The organism is Petralouisia muris (assembly GCF_004793545.1).
Lineage (GTDB): Bacteria > Bacillota > Clostridia > Lachnospirales > Lachnospiraceae > Petralouisia > Petralouisia muris.
This window is the reverse complement of record NZ_SRYA01000030.1, coordinates 1-22,021: the sequence shown is the minus strand read 5'-3', so window position 1 is coordinate 22,021 and position 22,021 is coordinate 1. Positions and strand designations below refer to the sequence as shown.

22 protein-coding genes are annotated in these 22,021 nt (G+C 42.4%); 3 read left to right on the top strand and 19 right to left on the bottom strand.

Going from position 1 to position 22,021, the window contains the following annotated elements; translation table 11 throughout:
• Positions 1 to 17: 17 nt before the first annotated feature.
• From E5329_RS15100 to E5329_RS15040, 13 genes are all read right to left on the bottom strand, one after another.
• Positions 18 to 380: a type II toxin-antitoxin system PemK/MazF family toxin gene (locus E5329_RS15100; RefSeq protein WP_135990331.1), complete on the bottom strand. Its 363-nt coding sequence runs from the start codon at positions 378 to 380 to the stop codon at positions 18 to 20.
• Between the two features lie 4 nt (positions 381 to 384).
• A complete protein-coding gene (locus E5329_RS15095; RefSeq protein WP_275443311.1) occupies positions 385 to 870 on the bottom strand; it encodes a hypothetical protein in 486 nt (161 codons plus the stop codon).
• Positions 848 to 2,209 carry an SNF2-related protein gene (locus E5329_RS15090; protein WP_135990330.1) on the bottom strand — a complete coding sequence of 454 codons (1,362 nt, stop codon included), beginning with the start codon at positions 2,207 to 2,209 and terminating at the stop codon, positions 848 to 850. Before E5329_RS15090 ends, E5329_RS15095 begins: the two co-directional genes overlap by 23 nt.
• Entirely contained in the window at positions 2,190 to 2,516 is a 327-nt protein-coding gene (locus E5329_RS15085) for a VRR-NUC domain-containing protein (RefSeq protein WP_334295744.1), read from the bottom strand. The genes E5329_RS15090 and E5329_RS15085 overlap by 20 nt, the downstream gene beginning before the upstream one ends.
• A 177-nt stretch (positions 2,517 to 2,693) precedes the next feature.
• Complete coding sequence (locus E5329_RS15080; protein WP_275443310.1) at positions 2,694 to 5,087, bottom strand: virulence-associated E family protein; 2,394 nt, start codon at positions 5,085 to 5,087, stop codon at positions 2,694 to 2,696.
• 13 nt (positions 5,088 to 5,100) lie between these two features.
• Positions 5,101 to 7,053: a DNA polymerase gene (locus E5329_RS15075; RefSeq protein ID WP_135990329.1), complete on the bottom strand. Its 1,953-nt coding sequence runs from the start codon at positions 7,051 to 7,053 to the stop codon at positions 5,101 to 5,103.
• Positions 7,041 to 7,304, bottom strand: coding sequence for an NUMOD4 domain-containing protein (locus E5329_RS15070; RefSeq protein WP_135990328.1), 264 nt, complete (start codon positions 7,302 to 7,304; stop codon positions 7,041 to 7,043). The genes E5329_RS15075 and E5329_RS15070 overlap by 13 nt, the downstream gene beginning before the upstream one ends.
• A 45-nt stretch (positions 7,305 to 7,349) precedes the next feature.
• The gene (locus tag E5329_RS15065) at positions 7,350 to 7,892 is read right to left on the bottom strand and encodes a DUF2815 family protein (RefSeq protein WP_135990327.1); all 543 of its coding nucleotides are present in this window, start codon (positions 7,890 to 7,892) and stop codon (positions 7,350 to 7,352) included.
• Complete coding sequence (locus E5329_RS15060) at positions 7,893 to 9,023, bottom strand: DUF2800 domain-containing protein (protein ID WP_135990326.1); 1,131 nt, start codon at positions 9,021 to 9,023, stop codon at positions 7,893 to 7,895.
• Positions 9,023 to 9,355 carry a hypothetical protein gene (locus tag E5329_RS15055; RefSeq protein ID WP_118412313.1) on the bottom strand — a complete coding sequence of 111 codons (333 nt, stop codon included), beginning with the start codon at positions 9,353 to 9,355 and terminating at the stop codon, positions 9,023 to 9,025. Before E5329_RS15055 ends, E5329_RS15060 begins: the two co-directional genes overlap by 1 nt.
• A complete protein-coding gene (locus tag E5329_RS15050; protein ID WP_243095801.1) occupies positions 9,352 to 9,681 on the bottom strand; it encodes a DUF7768 domain-containing protein in 330 nt (109 codons plus the stop codon). The genes E5329_RS15055 and E5329_RS15050 overlap by 4 nt, the downstream gene beginning before the upstream one ends.
• Positions 9,682 to 9,720: 39 nt before the next feature.
• Positions 9,721 to 10,059 (bottom strand): HTH domain-containing protein, encoded by a 339-nt coding sequence (locus E5329_RS15045; RefSeq protein WP_330572195.1) that lies wholly within the window; start codon positions 10,057 to 10,059, stop codon positions 9,721 to 9,723.
• A gap of 213 nt (positions 10,060 to 10,272) precedes the next feature.
• Positions 10,273 to 11,154, bottom strand: coding sequence for a DUF3825 domain-containing protein (locus E5329_RS15040; protein ID WP_244092970.1), 882 nt, complete (start codon positions 11,152 to 11,154; stop codon positions 10,273 to 10,275).
• A 261-nt stretch (positions 11,155 to 11,415) separates the two neighbouring features.
• On the opposite strand from E5329_RS15040, the gene E5329_RS15035 reads away from it, so the two are divergent.
• The 3 genes from E5329_RS15035 (at position 11,416) to E5329_RS15025 (ending at position 14,145) form a co-directional block, all read left to right on the top strand.
• Complete coding sequence (locus E5329_RS15035; RefSeq protein ID WP_135990325.1) at positions 11,416 to 11,763, top strand: helix-turn-helix transcriptional regulator; 348 nt, start codon at positions 11,416 to 11,418, stop codon at positions 11,761 to 11,763.
• A 191-nt stretch (positions 11,764 to 11,954) separates the two neighbouring features.
• Positions 11,955 to 12,341 carry a BlaI/MecI/CopY family transcriptional regulator gene (locus tag E5329_RS15030; protein ID WP_004059103.1) on the top strand — a complete coding sequence of 129 codons (387 nt, stop codon included), beginning with the start codon at positions 11,955 to 11,957 and terminating at the stop codon, positions 12,339 to 12,341.
• A gap of 1 nt (position 12,342) precedes the next feature.
• Entirely contained in the window at positions 12,343 to 14,145 is a 1,803-nt protein-coding gene (locus E5329_RS15025) for a BlaR1 family beta-lactam sensor/signal transducer (RefSeq protein WP_135990324.1), read from the top strand.
• Between the two features lie 146 nt (positions 14,146 to 14,291).
• Here E5329_RS15025 and E5329_RS15020 read toward each other — a convergent pair whose 3' ends face one another.
• From E5329_RS15020 to E5329_RS14995, 6 genes are all read right to left on the bottom strand, one after another.
• Positions 14,292 to 15,212 carry a penicillin-binding transpeptidase domain-containing protein gene (locus E5329_RS15020; RefSeq protein WP_022113188.1) on the bottom strand — a complete coding sequence of 307 codons (921 nt, stop codon included), beginning with the start codon at positions 15,210 to 15,212 and terminating at the stop codon, positions 14,292 to 14,294.
• Between the two features lie 511 nt (positions 15,213 to 15,723).
• Positions 15,724 to 16,536, bottom strand: coding sequence for a hypothetical protein (locus E5329_RS15015; protein WP_135990323.1), 813 nt, complete (start codon positions 16,534 to 16,536; stop codon positions 15,724 to 15,726).
• Between the two features lie 12 nt (positions 16,537 to 16,548).
• On the bottom strand, positions 16,549 to 17,508 hold the full coding sequence (locus tag E5329_RS15010) for a hypothetical protein (protein ID WP_135990322.1): 960 nt from the start codon (positions 17,506 to 17,508) through the stop codon (positions 16,549 to 16,551).
• 119 nt (positions 17,509 to 17,627) lie between these two features.
• The gene (gene rlmD / locus E5329_RS15005) at positions 17,628 to 19,232 is read right to left on the bottom strand and encodes a 23S rRNA (uracil(1939)-C(5))-methyltransferase RlmD (protein WP_135990360.1); all 1,605 of its coding nucleotides are present in this window, start codon (positions 19,230 to 19,232) and stop codon (positions 17,628 to 17,630) included.
• Between the two features lie 215 nt (positions 19,233 to 19,447).
• Positions 19,448 to 20,395, bottom strand: coding sequence for a 3'-5' exoribonuclease YhaM family protein (locus tag E5329_RS15000; protein WP_135990321.1), 948 nt, complete (start codon positions 20,393 to 20,395; stop codon positions 19,448 to 19,450).
• A gap of 47 nt (positions 20,396 to 20,442) precedes the next feature.
• Positions 20,443 to 21,741, bottom strand: a complete 1,299-nt coding sequence (locus E5329_RS14995; protein ID WP_135990320.1) for a S1C family serine protease — start codon at positions 21,739 to 21,741, stop codon at positions 20,443 to 20,445.
• Positions 21,742 to 22,021: the final 280 nt, after the last annotated feature.

Here is a 22,021-nt window from a genome sequence, read left to right as displayed (position 1 = left end):
CACAATCCCACCCGGTATCAGTTATATTCTTCAAAAACCCCTATCTGTATCTGAAGGGCAACCGTGATCTGCTCCATCAGAAGGTTATCCCGTATTTCCCCTATTTTATCTTTTACTTTTATCTTATCTACAGTATCGACCTGTTCAACCAATGCCATGCTCGGTCTTTTCAGTCCAATACAGCCGAAAAGCGGTATCTGCACATGGGTTGGCATTTCAGGTCTTTTATGTATATTACCTGTAAGCGGAACAACCGTCACTGTTGGTCCATGACCATTTCCCCGGTTATTACCCACAATCACTGCCGGCCGAATGCCACACTGTTTATGTGTCGTTTTGTCTTTTCCAAAATCCACAAAATAAACCTCGCCTCGTCTCACTGCCTCACCTCAAAATAAAACTTTCCGTCTGCCTGTCCCTCTCCTCATACAGCACATCCAATTCCTTTATGGCTTTCTTCCGGTATTTCGCCACCATTGTATGGCTGATATGATATTTCATCATCAGTTCTTCCCAAGTGAAACGCTCCACAGCCATATCCCATACAATTTCCGGTAATTTCCCGGAAAGTCCACGTACAGCATGTTCAAAAAAATCCAGTTCCTCTTTTATCTGTCCATACTGTCCGGCAAGATAAGATAACCATTCATCACTCATCCTGTCTGCCACCTTACGGTATGCAAGTGCTGCTCTTGCAGTCACATCCGAAACACCGCTTGTCTGTACTCTTTCCCCTTCCGGCTTAGAAAAAGTAAGGGAAGATATGACGGTGTCATAGTCAATTCCCTCACATCGGCTTAACTGAAATTCCAACACCGATAGTTCCCTTTTCAAATTCGGATATTCCTTAATCATCCTTTCTGCTCGCACCGTTCACACCTCCAATCCTTGCCTTTACTGCATCTATGATAGATGACTGCCCACAATCCTTCTGTTCCAGTGACTGCATGGCATCTTCATCCAATGTTCCTTTGTTGATGATATGATAAATCATTACGGTTTCCCTCTGTCCCTGTCTCCACAGTCTGGCATTGCACTGCATATACAGTTCCAAAGACCAGGTAAGTCCAAACCAAATCAGAATGTGACCTCCGTCCTGTATGTTCAAACCATGTCCTGCCGATGCCGGATGGATTGCTGCCACCGGGATTTTTCCTTCTTTCCATTTACGGATGTCACCTGCTGCCTTTAATGGAACAGCTTTAAACCGCTCAACAATTCTATCCAAATCATGCTGATACCAGTAAGCCACTAACACAGGTTTTCCATTTGCCGCCTCGATTAAATCTTCCAAAGCATCCAGTTTCTTATCGTGGATATGGCGGACTTTGCGGTTCTCATCATAGACTGCTCCATTTGCCATCTGCAGTAATTTCCCGGAAAGAGCAGCTGCATTGACCGCATCCACGTCCCCATCTTCAAAAGGCAAAAGCATATCCTTTTCCATCTGACGGTACAGCTTCTCCTCTTTTTCATCCATACGAACTTCCACCCGATGATAAAGACACTCCGGCATGGAGAGGTAATCCTCTGCCTTCATGGAAATGCAGATATCGGAAATCAAATTGTAGATTGCTTCTTCCGCACCATCCCTCGGTTTATAGGAATAAATGATATTCCTGTTTCGCTTATCCGGCAGAAAGAACCTGTCACGGTAAGCACCAATATATCTTCCAAGCCTCTGCCCCATATCAAGAATTCCAATCTCAGCCCATAAATCCATAAGATTTCCCGGTGTTCCAGTCAGACCAACCACACGAATTGCCTTCGGCCGGTATCGTCTTAGTGCTTTGAACCTTTTCGCCTGATAAGATTTGAAAGAAGATAATTCATCAATCACAATCATGTCAAAATCCCAGTGATGCTTCTCACAAAGCCACACCACATTTTCACGGTTGATTACATACACGCTTGCCTTTTTTTCCAAAGCATCCAATCGTTCTTTTTCAGAACCGACTACCACTGACACTGACAGTCCTTTCAAGTGATCCCATTTTTCCAGTTCTTCCTTCCATGTATCCCGTGCCACACGGAATGGTGCAATAACCAGAACCTTTCCTACCTCAAAGTAATCAAGTGCCAGTTCCCACAAAGCAGTAAGGGTAATGACTGTCTTTCCAAGTCCCATATCCAAAATCAAAGCACATACCTGATGCCCGATAATAAACTCCCTGGCATAGTCCTGATATTTATGTGGTCTGAATTCCATGCAGCACACCTCCGATCTGTTCCAATCCATCTATCACATATACGGAAAACCCCAAAGTTTCCAGCTGATGTTTTCGTTTTTCCTGCAACGGTCGCAGCTTTTTTCCCGGTGTCTTTAATTCCACAAATGCACACTTCCCACCAGGAAGCAGAACGAGACGGTCAGGCACCCCATCGAAACCGGGAGACACGAACTTTACCGCCATGCCGCCCCTGCTCTTTGCCTCTTTTACCAGAGCCTTTTCAATTACACTTTCTCGCAAAACCTCATCTCCGTTTCCTTCTACTGTTTCCACTTTCAAAAACATCTATTCTCCCATATGCGTATATACGGGTGTATCCGTGTCCTCTTATACTTATTTTCATTTATTAAATATAAGTGGAAACATTGGAAACAGCACCGACACAGCCCTTTTGTCTGCTGACTTCATGGCTGTTTCCAACATCTGTTGCCTACCGTCTTACCAATCACCCACGGAAACCCCTCATTTGTTTCCTGCGGTTTCCTTTTTCACTCTGACAAACACCCTCTGTACACCATAACCGGGGATACGCATTTTGCCGGAGGAATTCCCTTCATACTTCTTCCAGCCACCAATTTTTTGAATAATGGATTCTAACTCATAAGAATCTGTCTTTCGGAAATTCTGACGCTCCTTCCCAAAGCATTCACACCAGACTTCCATTAAACAGAATCTCTCTCTGACTACCGTTCCGGTTCTTCCTTCTGCTTCAAACTCTCCGCCACCAAGATAAGAACGTCTCTGGTACAAATCCATTGTGTCCCAGTCTGCCGGAAGCAATCGCTCCAGATAATCCTCCACAATGCCTTCTCTTTCATCAGACTCCATTGCTTCCTGCTGTGCCACATAAGCCTCTGCAGCTTCCTTGCCTTTCAGATACAACGCTTCCCCATCTTTATAAATGGAAATCGCTTCTGCCCAAATCTGGTCTACCGTCTCAGGAGTCAAATCCCATCCACGATGCTTCCCTTTTCCGGTTACATGCACAGGCCAAAAGCGTCTGTTTCCGGTAACATCACGCAGAAACCCGCCCTCTGAGTTTGTACTTCCCACAATCACACATTCCCTCGGATGACTCTCCACCGTTGTTCCATATGACTGCCTGTATTTATCATCCGTCCGGGTAACAAAAGATTTTACGGTTTCCACATCTACCTTTTTGATACCCGCAAGCTCTCCCAATTCCAAAAGCCAATACCCCTGAAGCTTCTCCGCAGCAGTTTTTCCATCCTTCATATCAGAAATCGTAAGGGAATCCGAATACCACTCTTTTCCCAGTTTTGCAAAGAACGTGGACTTACCACACCCTTGCGGACCGTTTAAGACCAACACGGAATCGAACTTTATACCCGGCTCATAAATACGGGCTACCGCCGCTACCAGAGTTTTTCTTGTAACTGCACGGACATACGGTGTATTTTCTGCTCCCATATAGTCAATCAGCAGACTGTCAATCCTGCTGCATCCATCCCAGGATAACGTGGAAAAATACTCCTTGACCGGATGATAAAGCCTTTCGGAAGACACTACCGCAAGCAGGGCATCTTTGAATTTGGTAGGTGACCAAATCCCATACACCCTTTCAAAGTACAGCTTCGCACAGGCAATATCTGCATCACCCCATCCTTTTTTGACCTGTACCCACGGCAGTTCCCCGATGACATCCAGTGCATTCTTCAGCTGATTAAATACGATAGGTTGTAGGTTCTCATCGAATCGAATAATCGTTGCAATATTGGAAAGTGTGTCTTTTACTTTTCCCTGACGGTCCAAGTCCAGCATGGTCTGCCATTCCTCGGTATCCGCATCAAATTCCTCACTTGCTGCCTTCTCCCTTTCCTTTGCCAATGTTATCTTTACCTGTTCATCTGACACCGCAAAGTCACTCATAGCCTTAAAGGATGGCAACTTTCCTGAATCCGTTCCTTCCTCTGCCTTATCATCCTGCTCCCCAAACTTATGGATGCGGACAATGTCAAATGCATTCAGCAGCTTCCCACAAGCCGGATCAGTGGCATGGTGGGAATACGCAAACTTCCCTTCATAAATCACCACACCTGCCTGTGAGTCTGCCGGAATATAATCAAATCGCTCCGGCATCATGCTTTCCTGATACACATCCGGCAGAAACAGACGGATTGCCTCTTCTATCGAATAAGTCCGGCAGAACGCACCTACGATTCCTTCCTTCGATAGCGGATCAGCCTGTTTCTTCATCTCCCTGCTGACAACTGCTTTTTGTCTGCTGCTGACAGGCCATGAAGAAGAGTCCCTCCAATCCGCATATCTTTCTAATACGGAATCCGGATTCAAAAATGTTCCCGGAATATCACGGAAAAAGAATTCTCCATCTGCAGAGGTGGAAGGCCAATACATGAGGCGGCTTGGTTCGTAGGTTGTATCATCAAACAACTCCATGCCGATATCCTCTGCCACTTTTCTTGCCACTGCTGCATATTCATCCGGCGATACGGTCCTTGATAACGGAATAATCAGACGGAGCCTTGGTTTCTCCGGTGTGTGTTTATGGGTAGAGTAGATCAGGCATCTAAAATCAAAGAACATCTCTATCTGCTCTGCAATATCCTCTGTGGCATAGTCCATATCCAGTGTCAGACCTGAACGAAACAGTACATTCGCCTTTTTTCTCCTGCCGCCCTTCATCTTTCCAAGCACAAAACCACCCACATCCTTGATGGAATCCTGCTTTGCCTTGCTCATCTTCCGATACTGTTCCATCGTTTCACTGGTACGGACAGTATGAGAGAGACGCTCCAAAAACACACTAAACTCCATCTCCTGTCCATTCCACTTCTTTTCCATTCGGGAATTTCCTGTTGAAATATACAGTTTCATCCTGCAATCCCTCCTAATCCTTTTTATAAAATTGGCACTCGTAGCCATCAGCACGAAGCGGAAGCCCGTGTACCCAGGAAGGCTGCTCTGCCATAATCCGGCACACCTCTTCTACAGACGATTTTCCTTCTGGCACTTCCAATACCGCTTCATCGTGTACATGAAATACAATGGAGAATCCTGCTTTATTCAAGCGCATCATGGCTTCTGCCAGAATATCTCTGCTGGTACCCTGCACGATATTCTCCACTAGCTTTGGCCCGTAAGTATCCATCCTTTCCCATTTCTTGTTTTCTCCCACACCTTCATAAGTCAGTCCATCCCTGCCATATTTGTTGACACCCATTCTCGGTTTCACATAGGCAAGTTTCCTTCCGGACGGGAGCATGGCAAACAAAATACCGGAAGCATACTGAAAACGAATCAGTCCGACCTGTGTTTCTTTCCTTTCACGGACTGCCCTCATGGCTGCTTCATCTACATCCCACCAAAACTGTGTAATATGCGGATTTGCATTTCTCCATGTAGATACCAGTCCCGGCAGTTCCTCTTCACTAAGTCCCATTGCCAAGGCTCCCATTGAAGTCAATGCCCCTACTGCTCCTCCGTATCCGAGAGCCAGTTCCGCAATCTTTCCCTTTTGTCGCAGTGGAGATCCTTTTGTAATTTCCTCTATTGGAACACCAAACATGGCAGATGCCGAAGCCTCATATATTTTTCCGTGTGTAGCAAATACATCCAGTCTCCACTGTTCCCCGGATAACCATGCCAGCACCCTCGCTTCAATAGCAGAAAAGTCAGCAACAATAAACCTGCATCCCTCTTTTGGAATAAATGCAGTACGGATTAATTCAGACAGTACATTTGGTGTGGATTCGTAGAATAATTCCAATTCCTCGAACTGCCCTCTTCTGACAAGACTACGTGCTAGTTCCAAGTCACTGATATGATTCTGAGGAAGGTTCTGTACCTGCACCAGTCTTCCTGCCCACCGGCCGGTACGATTTGCTCCATAGAACTGCAGCAATCCATGTACCCTTCCGTCCGAACACACTGACCGTTCAATCGCTTCATACTTCTTTACCGATGTTTTCGCCATGAGAAGCCGGAGTTTTAAAGCCTCCAGCACTTCCCCATCCGCATCCTCAATCAGCTCCGCAACTGCTCCTTTGGATAGGCTGTCGATTTCCACTCCACGTTCTGAAAGCCATCCTTTCAACTGCGATACGGAATTTGGATTTTCCAGCCCCGTTACCTCATAGGCACGGTTCGTCACAATGTCTTTATGTAACAGGTCACAGGTAATCGACTGTTCTACCAATTCCCTATCAACTAAAACTCCCCTGTCGTTAATTTCCTGATCCAAACGGTAAAATACCATCTCAGACTCCGGTATCGGAAACTTATGCAGTTTTTGCCGGATACCTTTTTCCACATCCACGTCACGGATGCAGTACGTCTTGAACTGTTCCCATTTTTCTGGTGCATGGCATGGAAGGTTTCTGCTCCTGCCACCATTTGTTTTTGTCGGTTTGCAAGGCACACAAAAATAGCGGATTAAGTCCTTACCTTCCTTCAGCTTTTGCTCAGAAAGCCCCAGAACCGCCCCAACACCCTCCAAAGAAAGCGGAAGGGCAAGCATAGCCGACTGTACTGCAGTACAAACCCACGATTCGGGAGATAAACGGACTCCCATATATTTTGAAAGACAGGTACGCTCAAAATTAGCATTGAACGCTGTCTTAATGATTCCCACATCAGACAGGGCATTTTTTATTTCTTCCGTCAGCTGCTCCCCCTGTGCCAAATCAATAATCTTTGTTTCTTCATCATCAAAGCTGTATGCAAATAGCAGGATTTCAAATGCAGGGCTGTCCGCATAGGCATATACCCCGCATTTGATTAAGTCCACATCGGAAAAGGTCTCTATGTCAATTGCCAGTGTTTTATATCCTACTTCGCCCATGCGTAACTCCTTCCCGATTTAATCTTGCTGACGGTCTTTCTGGAAATCCCCATGCTGTCAGCAATATCATATACATGTTCTTTTTTTCCGAGCCTTTCCTTGACTTCCCTTACCTGACTCTGATTCAGAGGAAGAATCTCCTCTGGCAGTCTTCTCCCCTGAATATACCGGGACAGCCTTTTGTATCTCCCCATATTGCTGATCTGGTATTTCCCTTCCAGTCCGGGAATATCTGTCCATGTCTCTTTCATCAAAACAACTCCTCTATGTACGGGCGGCATACACCGCCCTTATCATTAGCCGAGGAAATCTTCATCCTCTACTGCTTCAAAATCATCCTCTGCATTGGTACGGCTGCTGAGTGCCTCTCCGTCTTTCAACTTCTGGATGTTTCCAAGTCCTGCTGCCACACCACGGTTGCCATTGCTGTTGTAGCCATAGAAGTTTACACTGATTCTTCCGTAACAGCCGGAATACACTTCTGTCTGATCCAGGATTGGCTGTACCTGCTTATCAACCACCTGTGGTGCCTGTCTGCTGTTGGCATTAAAGAAATAACAGCCTTTGTATGTTTCATCCTCCGGTCTGTCAATGTCACCATCACGCAAAGGAAGCTTCAGATTCGGTGGAATCTTGCCACCCCACTTTGACAAAGATTCTTGCTTTGCAGCTTCCACCGCTGCCTGAATCTTTTTAATGGTTTCCTTATCAGACTTCGGGATAATGGCAGACACGCTGTACTTCGGCTCGCCGCCATTGATTGCTTCCGGCTCCCAACAATGCAGATAAGAAAATCTGCACGGTACGATTACTTTGGTCGGTGTTTCATTTTTGCTCATTTATTCATCCTCCTTAAAATCCGCCTCAGCGGTTTCTGTTTGAATTGGTGGTCTCTTATCGGATTCCGGTACCAAGGTAATTTTGCCCTGCGGCTTATACACCAGACTGCCCAGTATCTTCTGAAAATCTTTTTTGCCCATCAGCTTCTCCATTTCCGTAATACCAATCAGAGACTTCTTGTAAATGTCCTCATATCCGGCTGCTTTTGCAGCATCAGCCACTTCCTCTTCGTTGACATATTTACGGTTACTTCTGCCTTCTACCAGTTTGAATCCGTTCCATACCCTTCCGTGTGTAATCGCTTCATCCTGTGCATAGGCATAAACATCTGCAGACCACTTGGCAAGTTCATCCGCCACCTTCAAAACCTCTGCGATTTCTTCCTCTGATAAAAGTTCCGGTGGTTTAAACTCCATTCGTGCCAATCGCAAATATTCTTCTGCTCTGGCACGGCAGGTATTTTTCGCTTTACAGAAACGACACCAATCTCCAACTGCAAACTCTCCTTCGCCTTTGGCTGCCATCTCTGCCTTCGGCATCAACTCCTGCTCTGCCCATTCCATGAGGTCATGAACCGTAATTTCAAAGTTGCTGACATTTTCCAGTCTCGGCTGGTGGATGGTCATGTTGACCTTTTCAATGTCATACAGGGAATCGAACAGTTCCAATGCTCCCAAAGAATATAAAAGCATCTGTGGATTCCATTCTGCAGATACAGCAATACCCTTTCCGTACTTCAAATCCACAATGTATAAAGTATCATCAGCTACGATGACCAAATCTCCGGTACCGAATCCTTCCGGCACCCATCTGGAAAAGTCCAGTCTCTGTTCAATCATCACTACCGGATCACTGCATGACTGTTTCGCCTTTTCAATCTGCTCCATCGCAAAGGACACATAATCATCTGTGCATTCTTCCATCTCATCACAGTCATAATCAGATACCGGACGTTTGGAACGCTTCTTAAGAAACCGTTTCAACTTATGCTCTGCAAGAGCATGGGCAGCAGTTCCCTCCGCTGCGTAGATACTTTCCTCGTCCGCAAACTGCTTCTCCAATAATGCAGATGGGGTACAGTTCATCCATCGTTTGGAGGCAGATGCGGATAATATCGCATGCTGTCCCATTAAAGAGCCTTTGCATCACGAAGCAAATCTGCATATTTCTCCGGCTGTACCCCGGATAACTTATCTGCCCCATACTTTTGAATCAGTGCTTTGACCTGCTGCGTTTTTCCATCCTGCGATTTGGATGCCATGACCGCACGGACCTGTTCAATGGTAACGGCATTCTCTTGTTTCTCCTGACTCTTCTCATTTCCGCTTTCTTCATCCTTCTGCCCTCGTCCTTCTTCCTGATTTTTACTACAATTACATGAATGTGCCTTTCCTGCGAGGGCACGGACTCCTTCCGAAACCGCCAAAAGACCATCTGCAATTTTCAACAATTCCTCGCTCATAAACTGCTCCTTTCCACAAATTCTCCGTTTTGCTTTGTGAAATACCGGATGGGAATTCCTGCATGGTCAGCTTCCGCAATCTCTATACACATGCCTTCACTCATCACTTCTCCAAATACCCATACTTCCCGGCACTCTTTCAACAATGAAAGTCCAAACTGAATCCCTGCCATCCGTTCCTGAACATCACTTTCCTTTAGGAACTGTGGAAAATACAAATGAGGCACTACCGGAAGACAGCCTTTTTCATAAGCAAATCTGGCATATTTTCTGGCAAGCTCCACATTCTTTTCTTCCGCTCCCCGGAACGGACTGCAGATAAACACCCTTTCCAAATCCTTTCACCTCCATCTTTCAGACAAGACTTATTTCTCTGCCCTTTTTGTCAAAGCAAATTCGGAAAGGATACTGTTCATCGTAGCGAGGTCTTCGCCTGTTAAATTTTCTGAAAGCCGCTTCAACAGTTCCTGCTGATCTGGTTTTAAATACTTACGTCCAAGATAATAGCCATCTGCAACCCTGACGCCTCCACCATATCTGCCACGCACGGTTTCAATCGGGTGGGCAAGTGTCAATTCTTCAATATCACTCCGAATTGTACGAGTTGTAACATTGAATTCCTGTGCCAGATTTTCCATCGTTTCCTGACGGCGCACACACAGAATTTCCAATATCTTCTGCCTGCGTTCATTCGCTTTCAACACTTGCCCACCTCCTTTCCTCTGCTTTGTGGCATCATCATAAGAGTTAAATAGGAAGGTTCATTTCCTATTTAAAAAACTTTTTGAGATTTTTTTCAGCAGCAGAGAGGAAGCCTGTCCATCATCCTTTAAGCGAAAAACACCCGACAAGGCGCAATTCAGCTATTGCATCTTGTCGGGTGTTCCATTCAATCCATGTTTCTATGTACTGTTTTCCTATTTTACGAGTTCCGTAAGCCACGGAGCCATTGGCCTTGCAACTACTCTCGCATTCAAATATGCCATCTCCAACGTCAGACAGGTATTACCCAAATAGTACCCATCCATAACCGTCAGTGTCATGGCAAGGTCAGGTTTCTGCATATTCGTCAGATAAACTGGAAGAAGATACTGCACTCTCCCCTGATATCCCTGTGGGACTACAAGCCCCGGTTCAATTACCGACTTCCTTCTCCCAAGTTCTACTGCTGTTTCAAACAATAGCGGCAGATTCTTCACCTTCCGAATTTTAGCCGGAATACGCTCCAGGTTCTCTTCATCTCCCAATATGTGATTTACGTTTACTCTTATAGGCCACTCTGGATTAAAGTTAATGCCACTCTGCGCCATATGATAGACGGGCTTTTGTGGTAATGGCTCGATGTATCTTAACTTTGGAGACAGTTCATCACAAAAACCTCTAAAATACCAATCTCTTAAAGAATCCGAAAAATTGTTTCTTTCAAAATAACCATAAATCCCCTTGTACTGAGGTGTGTATAATCCAGTATGGAAGCAGACACATTCGTTTTCCAAATGAAAAATACTGTCTGCTTTTCTTGGATCACTTTCTGAATTAAAGTCAATAACCTGCTTGCGAAAAATTGTATGTATGTAACGTTCTAAAATGGGGGTGTCTGCATTCTTTGTTTCCCGGCTCGGCTTTCGGAACTTCCATGATTCCGGCAATGCCAATCTCTCCAGTTCCGCTAAATGTCCGTACCAATCCGGTACATATGCAAATTCAAATAAATCCGGTGCTATCATCTGTTTCCTCTTTTCCTGTGGTTTTCTGTACTCATATCTGTTTTCTGTCTTTGCTTCCATCTCTTTCATCATGAGCCTCCTTTTTGTTTTCTCTTGAAATATAAAATAGGTGTATCGCAATTCTATCGTTCTGTGAATTGCGATACACCTATCAATGCGTTTTTATCCATGAACAAATTTCAGTAACTTCAACAAACATCGTATTCTGTGCTGTTTCCTTGCTTCCATGTAATTTCTCCTTTTATGGTGTAGTTTGTTTCATCTTACACCTGTACTCTATTGTAATTCATAATATTTACCCTGTAGTGTAAACTAGCACTGAGGTGAATTGTAATGCATGACTATGTAAAAAATCTTGCGAAGGTAGTCCGGGCTGCCAGAGAAGAAGCCCATCTATCTCAAGCAGCATTAGCTGAACAAATAGGTTGTGATGAGCGTACAATACTAAATATTGAAAACGACCGTGGTAATCCCAAGTTCGAAGTATTGTGCCAGATCATCGCTTATTTACACATTCCTGCAGACCGTATTTTCCACCCTGACACTGCTACGGATGGGGTGAAAAAACAAAAACTGTTATTGATGCTACAGGAATGTGATGAGCAAGAGGCAGCCGAGATTCTTCCAGCAATTGAATACCTCTTAGCACTCATACATAAAAGAGGTAATTCAAACGAGTAAAGGAACCAGCTAATCCGTTGTGATTCTGGTTCTTTTCTTTTTGTTGCCATCTCCAAATCTTACTCTTGTAATATTTCAATTATTACACAAGTAAGATTTCAAGTCAATATGTTTTTTCTGAAATTGACAACCACATAAATAACGTCTATAATATATTTATTACAGCCGTAAGATTTAAGGAGGGATTTGAAATGAGCGATTTACCACAGATTTCTGAAGCTGAATTTGAAGTTATGAAAATCGTATGGAAACATGCGCCGATCAGTACCAATGAAATAACAGATAAATTATTACAGACCACAAGCTGGAGTCCTAAGACGATACAGACTTTAATCAAACGTCTCGTAACAAAAGGCGTTCTGACTTATGAAAAACAGAGCCGAGTGTTTGTTTATACCCCAGTCGTGAAAGAAAGCGAATACATCGGCCAGGAAAGCAACTCTTTTCTGGAACGATACTATGACGGGGATATCACTGCCATGCTGTCTGCCTATATAGAAAATGACAGACTGTCTGAAACAGAAATAGACACCCTACGTTCCCTTCTTTCCAAGAGGTCAAAAAAAGGAGGAAATTAACGTGGCTAATTTTATGATACGCTTTTTAATATGCAATGTATTTATCAGCGGTATCATCGGAATTCTTTTGATAGCCAAGCGGATATTCAAAAACAACCTGTCCAGCCGGATGCAGTATAATCTGTGGTTCCTGCTTCTTGGGTTGCTGGCAGTTCCCTTTATACCGTTCCGTCCCATCGGATTTCCACAAATCTTCTCGTGGCTTGGTAGCTTAAGAAGCTCTCCTGCTTCTGGTACCTCAACCGCTATGGGAGAAGCTGTGGGAATTCATCCGACCGGAAATACAGACTGGATGAATGATTTCGCACTTTCTGTAAATAGCGAGACACCATCCATTGCCGGATACATATTATTGGGGATATGGATTGTAGGCATTTTTGCAATGATTATATTAGTAATCAAATCCTCACTCCGCCTACGCAATTTGGAGAAATCTGCACTTCCCCTTCAGAACCCGGAAGTACGCAGACTATATTATCGATGTTTGGAGGAAATGGGAATTCACAGAAATATCCCTATCTACAGTACTGCATTTTTGAAATCTCCGATTATTGTGGGACTTTTGAAACCGTGTATTTATCTGCCGATTCATCTGATTTCTGATTACAACGAATCCGATATGCGGTATATGCTGTTGCACGAACTGCAGCACTATAAGCACAAAGATGCTATTGCCAGTTATCTGATGAACCTTACCGGAGTAATATATTGGTTCAATCCTCTTGTCTGGTACGCACTGAAAGAAATGCGTAATGACAGAGAGGTTGCCTGTGACACTTCCGTTTTGAAAATGCTTGAAGAGGATGCTTACGAAGGTTATGGCAATACATTGATTAACTTTGCAGAGAAGGTTTCACTTACTCCTTTTCCGTTTGCTGCCGGCCTTGGTGGAAACATGGAGCAGATGAAACGGAGAATTATCAACATTGCCTCTTATGAAAAGCCGACATTTATAAAAAGAGTAAAGGGCGTTTGCTCCTATTTTCTGATCGCCTGCCTTTTGTTAACATTTATGCCCATGCTTTCTGTCAATGCTGCAATAGAAATAGAAAACACCTATCAAATAAATAAAAACGACAGCAATATTTCTTATATTGATTTATCATCATATTTTAACGATTATCAAGGTTGTTTTGTCCTGTTTGATGCAACTACCGACAGTTGGCAAATTTATAACAAAGTAATGGCACAAAAACGAATTTCACCGGATTCGACATATAAAATATACAGTGCCCTGTTAGGTTTGGAAAACAGATATATAACTTCGGCTTCAAGCGAAATGACATGGAATGGGCAAGAATACCCTATTGCAGAGTGGAATGCCAATCAAAACCTTACTACAGCATTTCAAAACTCTGTCAATTGGTACTTTCAATCATTAGACCAAGTTGCCGGATTAAAAACTTTAGAAGACTTCTATACATATATTAATTATGGCAATCATGACCTGTCAGGTGGTGTTTCTTCCTTTTGGGCAGAATCTTCCCTCAAAATTTCTCCTATTGAGCAGGTCGAAATGCTCCAACGACTGTACATCAATGACTTTAATTTTGATGCAGATAATATTCAGACTGTAAAGAATGCCTTATTACTTTCTTCCACTGCTGACGGTAACCTATACGGCAAAACCGGAACAGGAAATATTAATGGAGAGAACATAAGCGGATGGTTCATTGGCTATGTCGAAACTTCAGATAATACATATTTCTTTGCCTTAAATATCGGAGCCACTGAAAATGCTACCGGAAGCAAAGCATCTGATATTGCTCTATCTATATTATCAGACATGAATATCTGGTATTGAAAAAAGGTAAAGGGTCAAATGAAACACTTTGACCCTTTACCTTCTGTCTTTTTATAATCCGTCTCATAAACGAAGCAAAGCCAATGTGCAGCTATCATTGCAATAAGTATACCAGCAACACATAGTAAAATCTTAACTTCTCTTGATTACTCCTCTAGGATATTAAATGCTATTTCCTGTGCTTTTATCCCACTAATTTCATTCGAAGAATCATCATCTAAATATATAGCAAAATATATATTAGTATTTTCTTTTTCGACAAAACCGATGAACCATGCTGTACCGTCTGTTCCCGTTCCTGTTTTTCCATATATTTTTTTTGAATCACTAGCCTCAAGTAACATAATGCTTTTTAGAATTTCTATCTCTGATTTTGTATATATAGTTTCCCCTTCCATAATCTTATGCAAAACTTCCACCTGCTCTATTGGAGAAATCATCAAAGATGATTCAATCCAAAAACCATTAAGTTCTGGGAAAGAGTTCACACCACTTCCACTCCATTCAGATATGTCACAATTTCCATAATCCAATTTGTTTAATTCCTCTTGAATTGTTTCTTGTCCCACCTCATCTATTACTTTTCTAAAGTACCAAATGCAAGAACTTCGAAATGCATCCTCCAGTCTTAAATCGGCATTCCATGCATCAACTGGGTAATTCATTCCATCATACTCCATTTTACTATCCTCTGACGTTATCACTTGATTATGAATTCCTATTAAGGCTGAGATTACTTTGAACGAAGAATTAGGAGATACCCTCGTTCTGCATTTGTCTTCATTATAAAAAGTATATGTATTATTTTCTGAATTCAAAATAACTGCACACCCTTGGATTGATTGAAACGCTTCCGCATAATCTACAGTGACTGTTGTCGGCTGCAGTTCCTCTTCATTCTTCACATCCTCGTTTTCACTTATTTCTTCTTCGGTTTGATTAGTCTGTATTGTCTGTTCCTTTTGATTTGATTGGCTGTTTCCATTCTCTTTTGAACTGCATCCTGACATACTTCCTATAATCAAGCAAGCAGTTATACCCATTATCATACATCGTTTTAGTTTCATCACAAAATCTTCCTTTCTTCTGTAACTTCTTTTAACTTTTACTTCCTAATCCACGAACAATTTTTACATCAACATTCTAAATACAACCATCTTCTCAACCCTCCTTTTATTACATGTGTAAGATTTCAATGTAAAAAAATTTTCCTTTTGAGCGGCTGTTACATCCATGCAAATATTACATCAGTAAGATTTAGAAGTCAAGTTATCTTTATATAAAAAGGCTTCTGCCGGAGGGTATCATACATTTTCGCAAAAGTAATACCTTTTAGCAAAGGCCTATTATTCAGCAGAGTCTCAAAACACCCCTCTGCTACGATATTCAAATGATTCATTCATAAGGCTACAAAACACACATCCATTTTTGCTCCTTAATATCCCACAAACCGCAGAAAATCAAGGTTTCCTTGAAAGCAGACAGACGGTTTCAATATTCCCCTGAACTTTGATTTTATACTGCATAGTGAAAGTATGCAATAGGTTTTCAAAGTGGGGTAATGATTTTATCCCCTTATTATACAGAATATTGTCGGTATAATATGTCATCAACATTGTTCTTGATACCCACTAAAATATCAAAACAAGTAGACAACATTTCAAAAAAGCATCTCCAATAATTATCATATAGACCACAAGTATCACTTTGATAAGAGAAATTCAAATAATTGCAATAATTATTTATTTCTTTACATATCTCCGGTCCTAAATCCAGTGAATACTCCAATAATACCTCATTCAAAAGCACTCTTTTCTCTTGAAATGTATAAATTCTTCTTAAGTCATCTTCATATAAAACCCAATGTTCCATCAGCTCATTTTCCAAAAATGAGCCATAATGTCGATTTTCAAAATTATGTTTCCAATATTCATATGCGTATTGCAATATACCGTGCAAATTATCTAATGCTTCTTTTGCCTTCCTACACGCTATATTTTTTCTATTTTCAAATACAACGTTTGTTTTTAACCAATTATCTGTCTGATTAATAATGCAAGATTGTTCGTATTCAGCTGCATACTTCCACATTCTCAGTAATTCTATCGAATATACCCTTTCATCACTATCTATCAATCTGGCACAAGACCTACATAACCAAATTCCATTTTCTATACTACTTCTCTCCTCTGGCGTCAAGTCCGGATTGTATCTTGGTCCGCCTTCAGCTGCCGCAGTTATATGTGCCGCCTCACCAATTGATACTCTTTTTTGTGGATTGCTGTGGGGACCTTTTGTTTCTCTTCTACAATTTGGATTAGAACACTTTCCTCCCACTCTTTCACACAACGTATCTATAGTTTTTTGCGAAAAATCATCTCTTTTATTCATTCGTAATGCTCCTTACCTATCTCCAAACATGAACTCGATAACACTTAGTGCATTCAAAATCTGTATACATTCATATCTTTCAATGCTTCTATTCATTCGACCATGCATTAACCAATTCCTATTCAAATACGGAGGTTCTATACCTTTTTCGAACTTGTATGAGCCATCTATAAATATCCTATTCAAATATGCAATTAACGAAGGATACATTTCCAAAAAGTATATTTTCTTTGACATAAATCCTCGTTTTTCGGTAAGCTGTCTAAAATCCTCGGCCATTTGATTTGCAAAGCCACTATTAGAATATTTAACTTTGTAACTCATATGTTGGTTCGGAAAATCAACTAATTTATTCACTCTATTATCAAGTAATGCAAGCAAGTACATAGCTGCAGTCATATAATCTTCATTTTCAAAAGCTTGCATACCATTCTTAAAATATAACTGTATCTCGTCCGAAACATACTTTTCTTGTAATCCCTCTATAATCACATCAAGAATTACAATATCTTCTCCGTCAAAAAACTCTGCTACCTTTGCTTCCCCTTCGCGTAATAATTGTTCCCAATTTTTAATATCTGCAGGATTTGAATGCTCAGAAATAACCCAACCATTTTTTCCGAACTTTTCACTCCACTCAATTTCAGATCTATATTTTTCTTCAAACTCAGCTTCAGTTAAACCTTCAGTTACTCTGACCTCTTGCTGATAATTTTTGAGCATTTCTGCAAACTTTAGAAGCCCCGGCATATTATTAAGTGAATTCTTCCATTCGCTTAATTTGTTACTGAGTTCTTGAAATTTTGCTAACGCTTCTGGAGATATCGCTTTCGTAACATTTTTATATAATTCTTCCTGCTTCTTAGCTATCTCAAGTGCTTTCCTATACTCCTGTGAATTCTCAAAATCATTACTCATCTTCTCATCCTCATGACGTGAAACAACTTTTGCGAAAAAGTATCCTTTCGCCAAAATGTATATCTCCCATTTCCCAAAGCCTATCCCCTGGGGTAAACATCCGGTTATATCATCACTCTACGGAAACAGAAACACACATCTATTTTATTCCCAAAATGGCGAAATCCTTTGATTTATTGGGCTTTTCTCGACAGAAGGCAGACTGTTTCCACATGCACCCCCTGCGGAAACATATCCACCGGCTGCACCTCCCTCACTTCATAGCCTCTCCCACACAAATACTTCAAATCCCTGGCCAGCGTAGCCGGGTCACAGCTCACATACACCACCCGTTCCGGCTGCATTTTTACGATAATCTCCAGGCACTTCTCATCACAGCCCTTCCGCGGCGGATCTACCACTATCACATCTGGATGCCGCATTCCATATTCCTTCCCGCTTTCCAGAGCAATCATTCCTTCCGGCTTCCCTCCTCTTGTCTCTGAGAACCCTTTCTCATAGAATTCCGGCAGTACTTCTTCCGCCTTTCCCACAAAGAATTCCACATTTTCAATCCCGTTTATTCTGGCATTATTTCTGGCATCCCAGATGGCAGGCTCCACAACCTCCACTCCATACACCTGCTTCGCTTTCTGCGCTAAGAACAATGAAATAGTCCCGATTCCGCAGTACAGATCCCATACAGTTTCGGTACCGGTAAGTCCTGCATACTCCAGAGCCGTTTCATATAATCTACGGGTCTGAATAGGATTAACCTGATAAAAAGAAAGGGGAGAAATCTGGTATTTCACATTTCCGATGTAATCAGTAATATAATTTTGTCCCCATAGAGTAATAATTTCATCCCCCAGAATCACATTCGTATCTTTCTCATTAACATTAAATGTAATGCTTGTCATGCCTGAAAGATTTCGTAGTTTATCTACCAGCTTCCCGGCAAAGGGCAATTCTCTTCCATTGAGCACCAGGCAAACCATGATTTCCCCTGTCACAAAGCCGCAGCGAATCAGCACATGCCGCACCAGTCCTATACCTGCTGCTTCCTGATAAGGCAAAATCCCATTTTCTTCCATAAATGAAATCACGATATTAAGTATTTTTTCATTAATTTCTGCGCCAAGATAACATTTTCGATTTGGAATAATGGTATGGCTGCGGGCCGCGTAAAATCCTGTGACAATGTTTCCATTTTTATCGGTTCCAATGGGAAACTGTGCTTTATTCCTGTAATGATAGGGTTCTTCCATACCAATAATGGGATGCAGCACTGGAATGTCCTGCTCTTCCACTGAAACTGCATCCTCCTTTTTCCTTTTTGCTTCCTGGGAAAAACCCGCCTCCATTCTTAAACCGTCAAACTGTTCCCGGTTATTTTTCTGAGAGAAACCTTCCTTCCTCCGAGAATCTTCAGTCCGTCTCAGATTGTTCTCTGGTTTATTTTCCTGAAAAAGATCCTCCGCCATTCGAAACCCGCCAATTCGTTTCAGATTATTCTTCACTTTATTTTCCTTAAATTCCAACTGCTTCCGATAATCCAAAGCTTGAATCTGGCAGCCTCCGCACTGACGGTAATAGGGACACCGGGGTTCTGTCCGAAAAGGAGAATGCTTCAATACCTGAATCAGCCGGGCATATCCGTAATTTTTCTTCATTTTCATAACTTTTGCCAGAACCAGATCGCCCAACACTGCATCCTTTACAAAAAATGCTACACCGTCTTTTTTTCCGATTCCTTCTCCTGCTGTTCCCATATCTTCTATCAGAAGTTCCAGTTCCATATCTTTTTGAAAGAGGAATTGCTCTTCCTGCCTGGAAAAATTCTGTTTCCCGTTTTTTTTCTGTTTATTTTTCATATGCTGATTCCTTACTGCGATTATTCTAAAACTTCCTTAAGCTACTGGTTAAAATGATAGTGTATTAGCCAGAACGCAATTAAAAAACAATTATTTATCAAAAACACCCATGCAGCCATTTTTGTGCATGGGCATTTTCCCTATTCTCCGCTGGTTTTTCGTATATTTGATTCAAAAAGCCGGTTGTACCCAAGCCAGCCGTTATTTTCACCGGCCGAAGCAAGAGCTTCCTTCATTGTCTGCATTTTTGCATCCGTATTATCTGCAAAGCTGAGAGCCACCGCTTCCACAATAGCAGGCTTTTTGGGCGAACCGTATTCCAGTTCTCCGTGGTGCGCCAGTATACAGTGCTTTAATTCATTGGCCAGCTTCACCGGAAATCCCGGAATAGTGCGAATTCGCTCTCCCACCCATTCTTCTCCAATAATGATATGCCCCAGAAGCTGTCCGGCGTCCGTATAGTCATTTTCTGGAAAGGAAGACAGCTCCTTAAGTTTTCCGATATCATGAAACATGGCCGCTGCCAACAGCAAATCCTTATTCAAAACAGGATAAGCCTGGGTATAATAATGACATAACTTTGTCACGCTTAAGGTATGCTCCAGCAGACCGCCTACATAGCCATGGTGGACATTTTTTGCAGCGCTGTGAAATTTAAAATCTTTTTCAAATTGTTTATCTTCCAGAAAAAAAACACCACATAATTTTTTCAGATAAGGATTCTTCATCTCCTGGATAAATCCCACAAGCTCCTGATACATTTCATCAATATTCTTCTCACTGACAGGCAGATATTCCTTTGGATCATATTCTCCTTCCCGTGCTTTGCGGACGCGCTTAATATTTAACTGCAGCGCCCCCTGAAAACTTGTGACATCCCCCACCACATCAATATAATCCAATGCCTCAAATTCATCAATTCCCTGAGAATTGGGGTCCCATATTTTGGCATCCAGGGTTCCTGATTTATCCTGCAGAATCAGTGACTCGTAAGGTTTTCCCGCCTTTGTCAGCGCTGTCTGCTTTACTTTGCACAGGTAGATGCTTCCGACGCGCTCTCCTTCTCTCAATTCCTCTATATATTTCATAACTTTACTCCTTCTTCCCTTTCAATATTAGCTGTTTATTACCCTGACTATTTCAGCACACCGACCACTACTGCACATTCCAGATCTGCATATTCTTCTCCATTCTGTCTCTTGACAGTCACAGTCACCGTATCCTCCGGATTCAGCGCATAGATTTTCTGATTATACTGCTCTACTGTGGCAACCTCTTCCCCATTGATTCTGACAATCACATCCGCTTCTTGCAGACCTGCCGCCATTGCCGGAGAATCCAGTTCCACGGATTTGATATAAACGCCTTTGGGTATACTGTATTCTCCTGCGATATCATCTGTCACAGTACTTAAACGCAGCCCCACATAAGGAACATCTCTGTTATTGGACAAATCCTCTATAATCTGCTTCAGTTCTGAAATGGATAATGCTGTGATGGTATTCCGGTCACTCTGACTGCTGTAGCCCTGCAGCACCAGCCCCACAATTTCCCCTTTCAGGTTAATCAGCACACCGCTTCCATTTGCACTCCCTACGATATCCGTAGTAAATATTGTGTAATTTTTATCTATAGTGGAAACCTCATTCTGAAAGGAGGTAATGGTTCCGCATAGAATAGAATAATTTGCTCCCAGAGGACTTCCAATGGCAAGCACCGTTGTTCCCTGCTGAATCATGTAAGAATTTCCCAGAGAAGCCACTGCAATATGCTCCATGGTTTCCTTTGGTATTTCTGTCAGCGGAACATTGATAATGGCAATTCCTGTATTCCCGTCATATTTTCTCAGAAAAGCGGAAACAACTGTTTCATCAATAAATGTTATGCTGATTGCCTGAGCATCTTTAATTACCTTAATTTCTGTGAGAATTAACAATTCCTGGCCATTATTTCCAATCACGATTCCCGCTGCCCGGTTCTCATTTTCATAAGGCGTATTAAACCAGTCCATGCCGCTTGTTACGCCTGTGACAGTCACGATGGATTTATTAGCCTCTTTTCCAATTTCATACAGCTTATTCTGCAGTTCCTGATAATCTTCAATTTCCAATTCCGCCTGCACTACAACGGGTTCCGTTTCCGGTTCTGCCGGAACGGGGCTGGGAGTCGCCTCCGCTTCCTGCTCTTGGCTCTCCCCATCCTGAGGTATATCATCCTTCGGAATACTGATAGTAGATTTCTCCTCCGGGTACAGCCATCCTTCCAAATAAGGCTTCAGCAGCACAATAACAAAACAGGCCACAATCCCGAAAATCACAGCACAGAGAAGGTTATATCCTGCACGAACCAGCAGCCGCCGCCTGTTGATCGGTTTATCTTTTATTTTCTCTTTAATAAAATCAAATTCCTGCTCCTTCTTCTCCTGTTGCTTCATGGCACGCCCTCCTATAAATTACAGTTCCGTCCACGCCTTTCCCCTTCATAAAACCTAACTATGACTATTATACGTTTTTCCCCGCCTTGTTGCAAGATTTTTATTTATAAGGTATAATTTACCCTAAGGCTTACCCTGAGAAGGGACCCAGCCTTTACCCTGAGGAGGGACCCAGCATTTACCCTGAGGAGGGACCCAGCATTTACCCTGAGGAGGGACCCAGCCTTTACCCTGAGGAGGGACCCAGCATTTACCCTGAGGAGGGACCCAGCATTTACCC

Bases quoted from the DNA above. Each gene is read 5' to 3' on its own strand.
- E5329_RS15090 (WP_135990330.1), bottom strand. From the start codon at position 2,209: ATGGAATTCAGACCACATAAATATCAGGACTATGCCAGGGAGTTTATT.
- E5329_RS15085 (WP_334295744.1), bottom strand. From the start codon at position 2,516: ATGTTTTTGAAAGTGGAAACAGTAGAAGGAAACGGAGATGAGGTTTTG.
- E5329_RS15080 (WP_275443310.1), bottom strand. From the start codon at position 5,087: ATGAAACTGTATATTTCAACAGGAAATTCCCGAATGGAAAAGAAGTGG.
- E5329_RS15075 (WP_135990329.1), bottom strand. From the start codon at position 7,053: ATGGGCGAAGTAGGATATAAAACACTGGCAATTGACATAGAGACCTTT.
- E5329_RS15070 (WP_135990328.1), bottom strand. From the start codon at position 7,304: ATGAAAGAGACATGGACAGATATTCCCGGACTGGAAGGGAAATACCAG.
- E5329_RS15065 (WP_135990327.1), bottom strand. From the start codon at position 7,892: ATGAGCAAAAATGAAACACCGACCAAAGTAATCGTACCGTGCAGATTT.
- E5329_RS15060 (WP_135990326.1), bottom strand. From the start codon at position 9,023: ATGGGACAGCATGCGATATTATCCGCATCTGCCTCCAAACGATGGATG.
- E5329_RS15055 (WP_118412313.1), bottom strand. From the start codon at position 9,355: ATGAGCGAGGAATTGTTGAAAATTGCAGATGGTCTTTTGGCGGTTTCG.
- E5329_RS15040 (WP_244092970.1), bottom strand. From the start codon at position 11,154: ATGATGAAAGAGATGGAAGCAAAGACAGAAAACAGATATGAGTACAGA.
- E5329_RS15035 (WP_135990325.1), top strand. From the start codon at position 11,416: ATGCATGACTATGTAAAAAATCTTGCGAAGGTAGTCCGGGCTGCCAGA.
- E5329_RS15030 (WP_004059103.1), top strand. From the start codon at position 11,955: ATGAGCGATTTACCACAGATTTCTGAAGCTGAATTTGAAGTTATGAAA.
- E5329_RS15020 (WP_022113188.1), bottom strand. From the start codon at position 15,212: ATGAAACTAAAACGATGTATGATAATGGGTATAACTGCTTGCTTGATT.
- E5329_RS15015 (WP_135990323.1), bottom strand. From the start codon at position 16,536: ATGAATAAAAGAGATGATTTTTCGCAAAAAACTATAGATACGTTGTGT.
- rlmD (WP_135990360.1), bottom strand. From the start codon at position 19,232: ATGGAACTGGAACTTCTGATAGAAGATATGGGAACAGCAGGAGAAGGA.
- E5329_RS15000 (WP_135990321.1), bottom strand. From the start codon at position 20,395: ATGAAATATATAGAGGAATTGAGAGAAGGAGAGCGCGTCGGAAGCATC.
- E5329_RS14995 (WP_135990320.1), bottom strand. From the start codon at position 21,741: ATGAAGCAACAGGAGAAGAAGGAGCAGGAATTTGATTTTATTAAAGAG.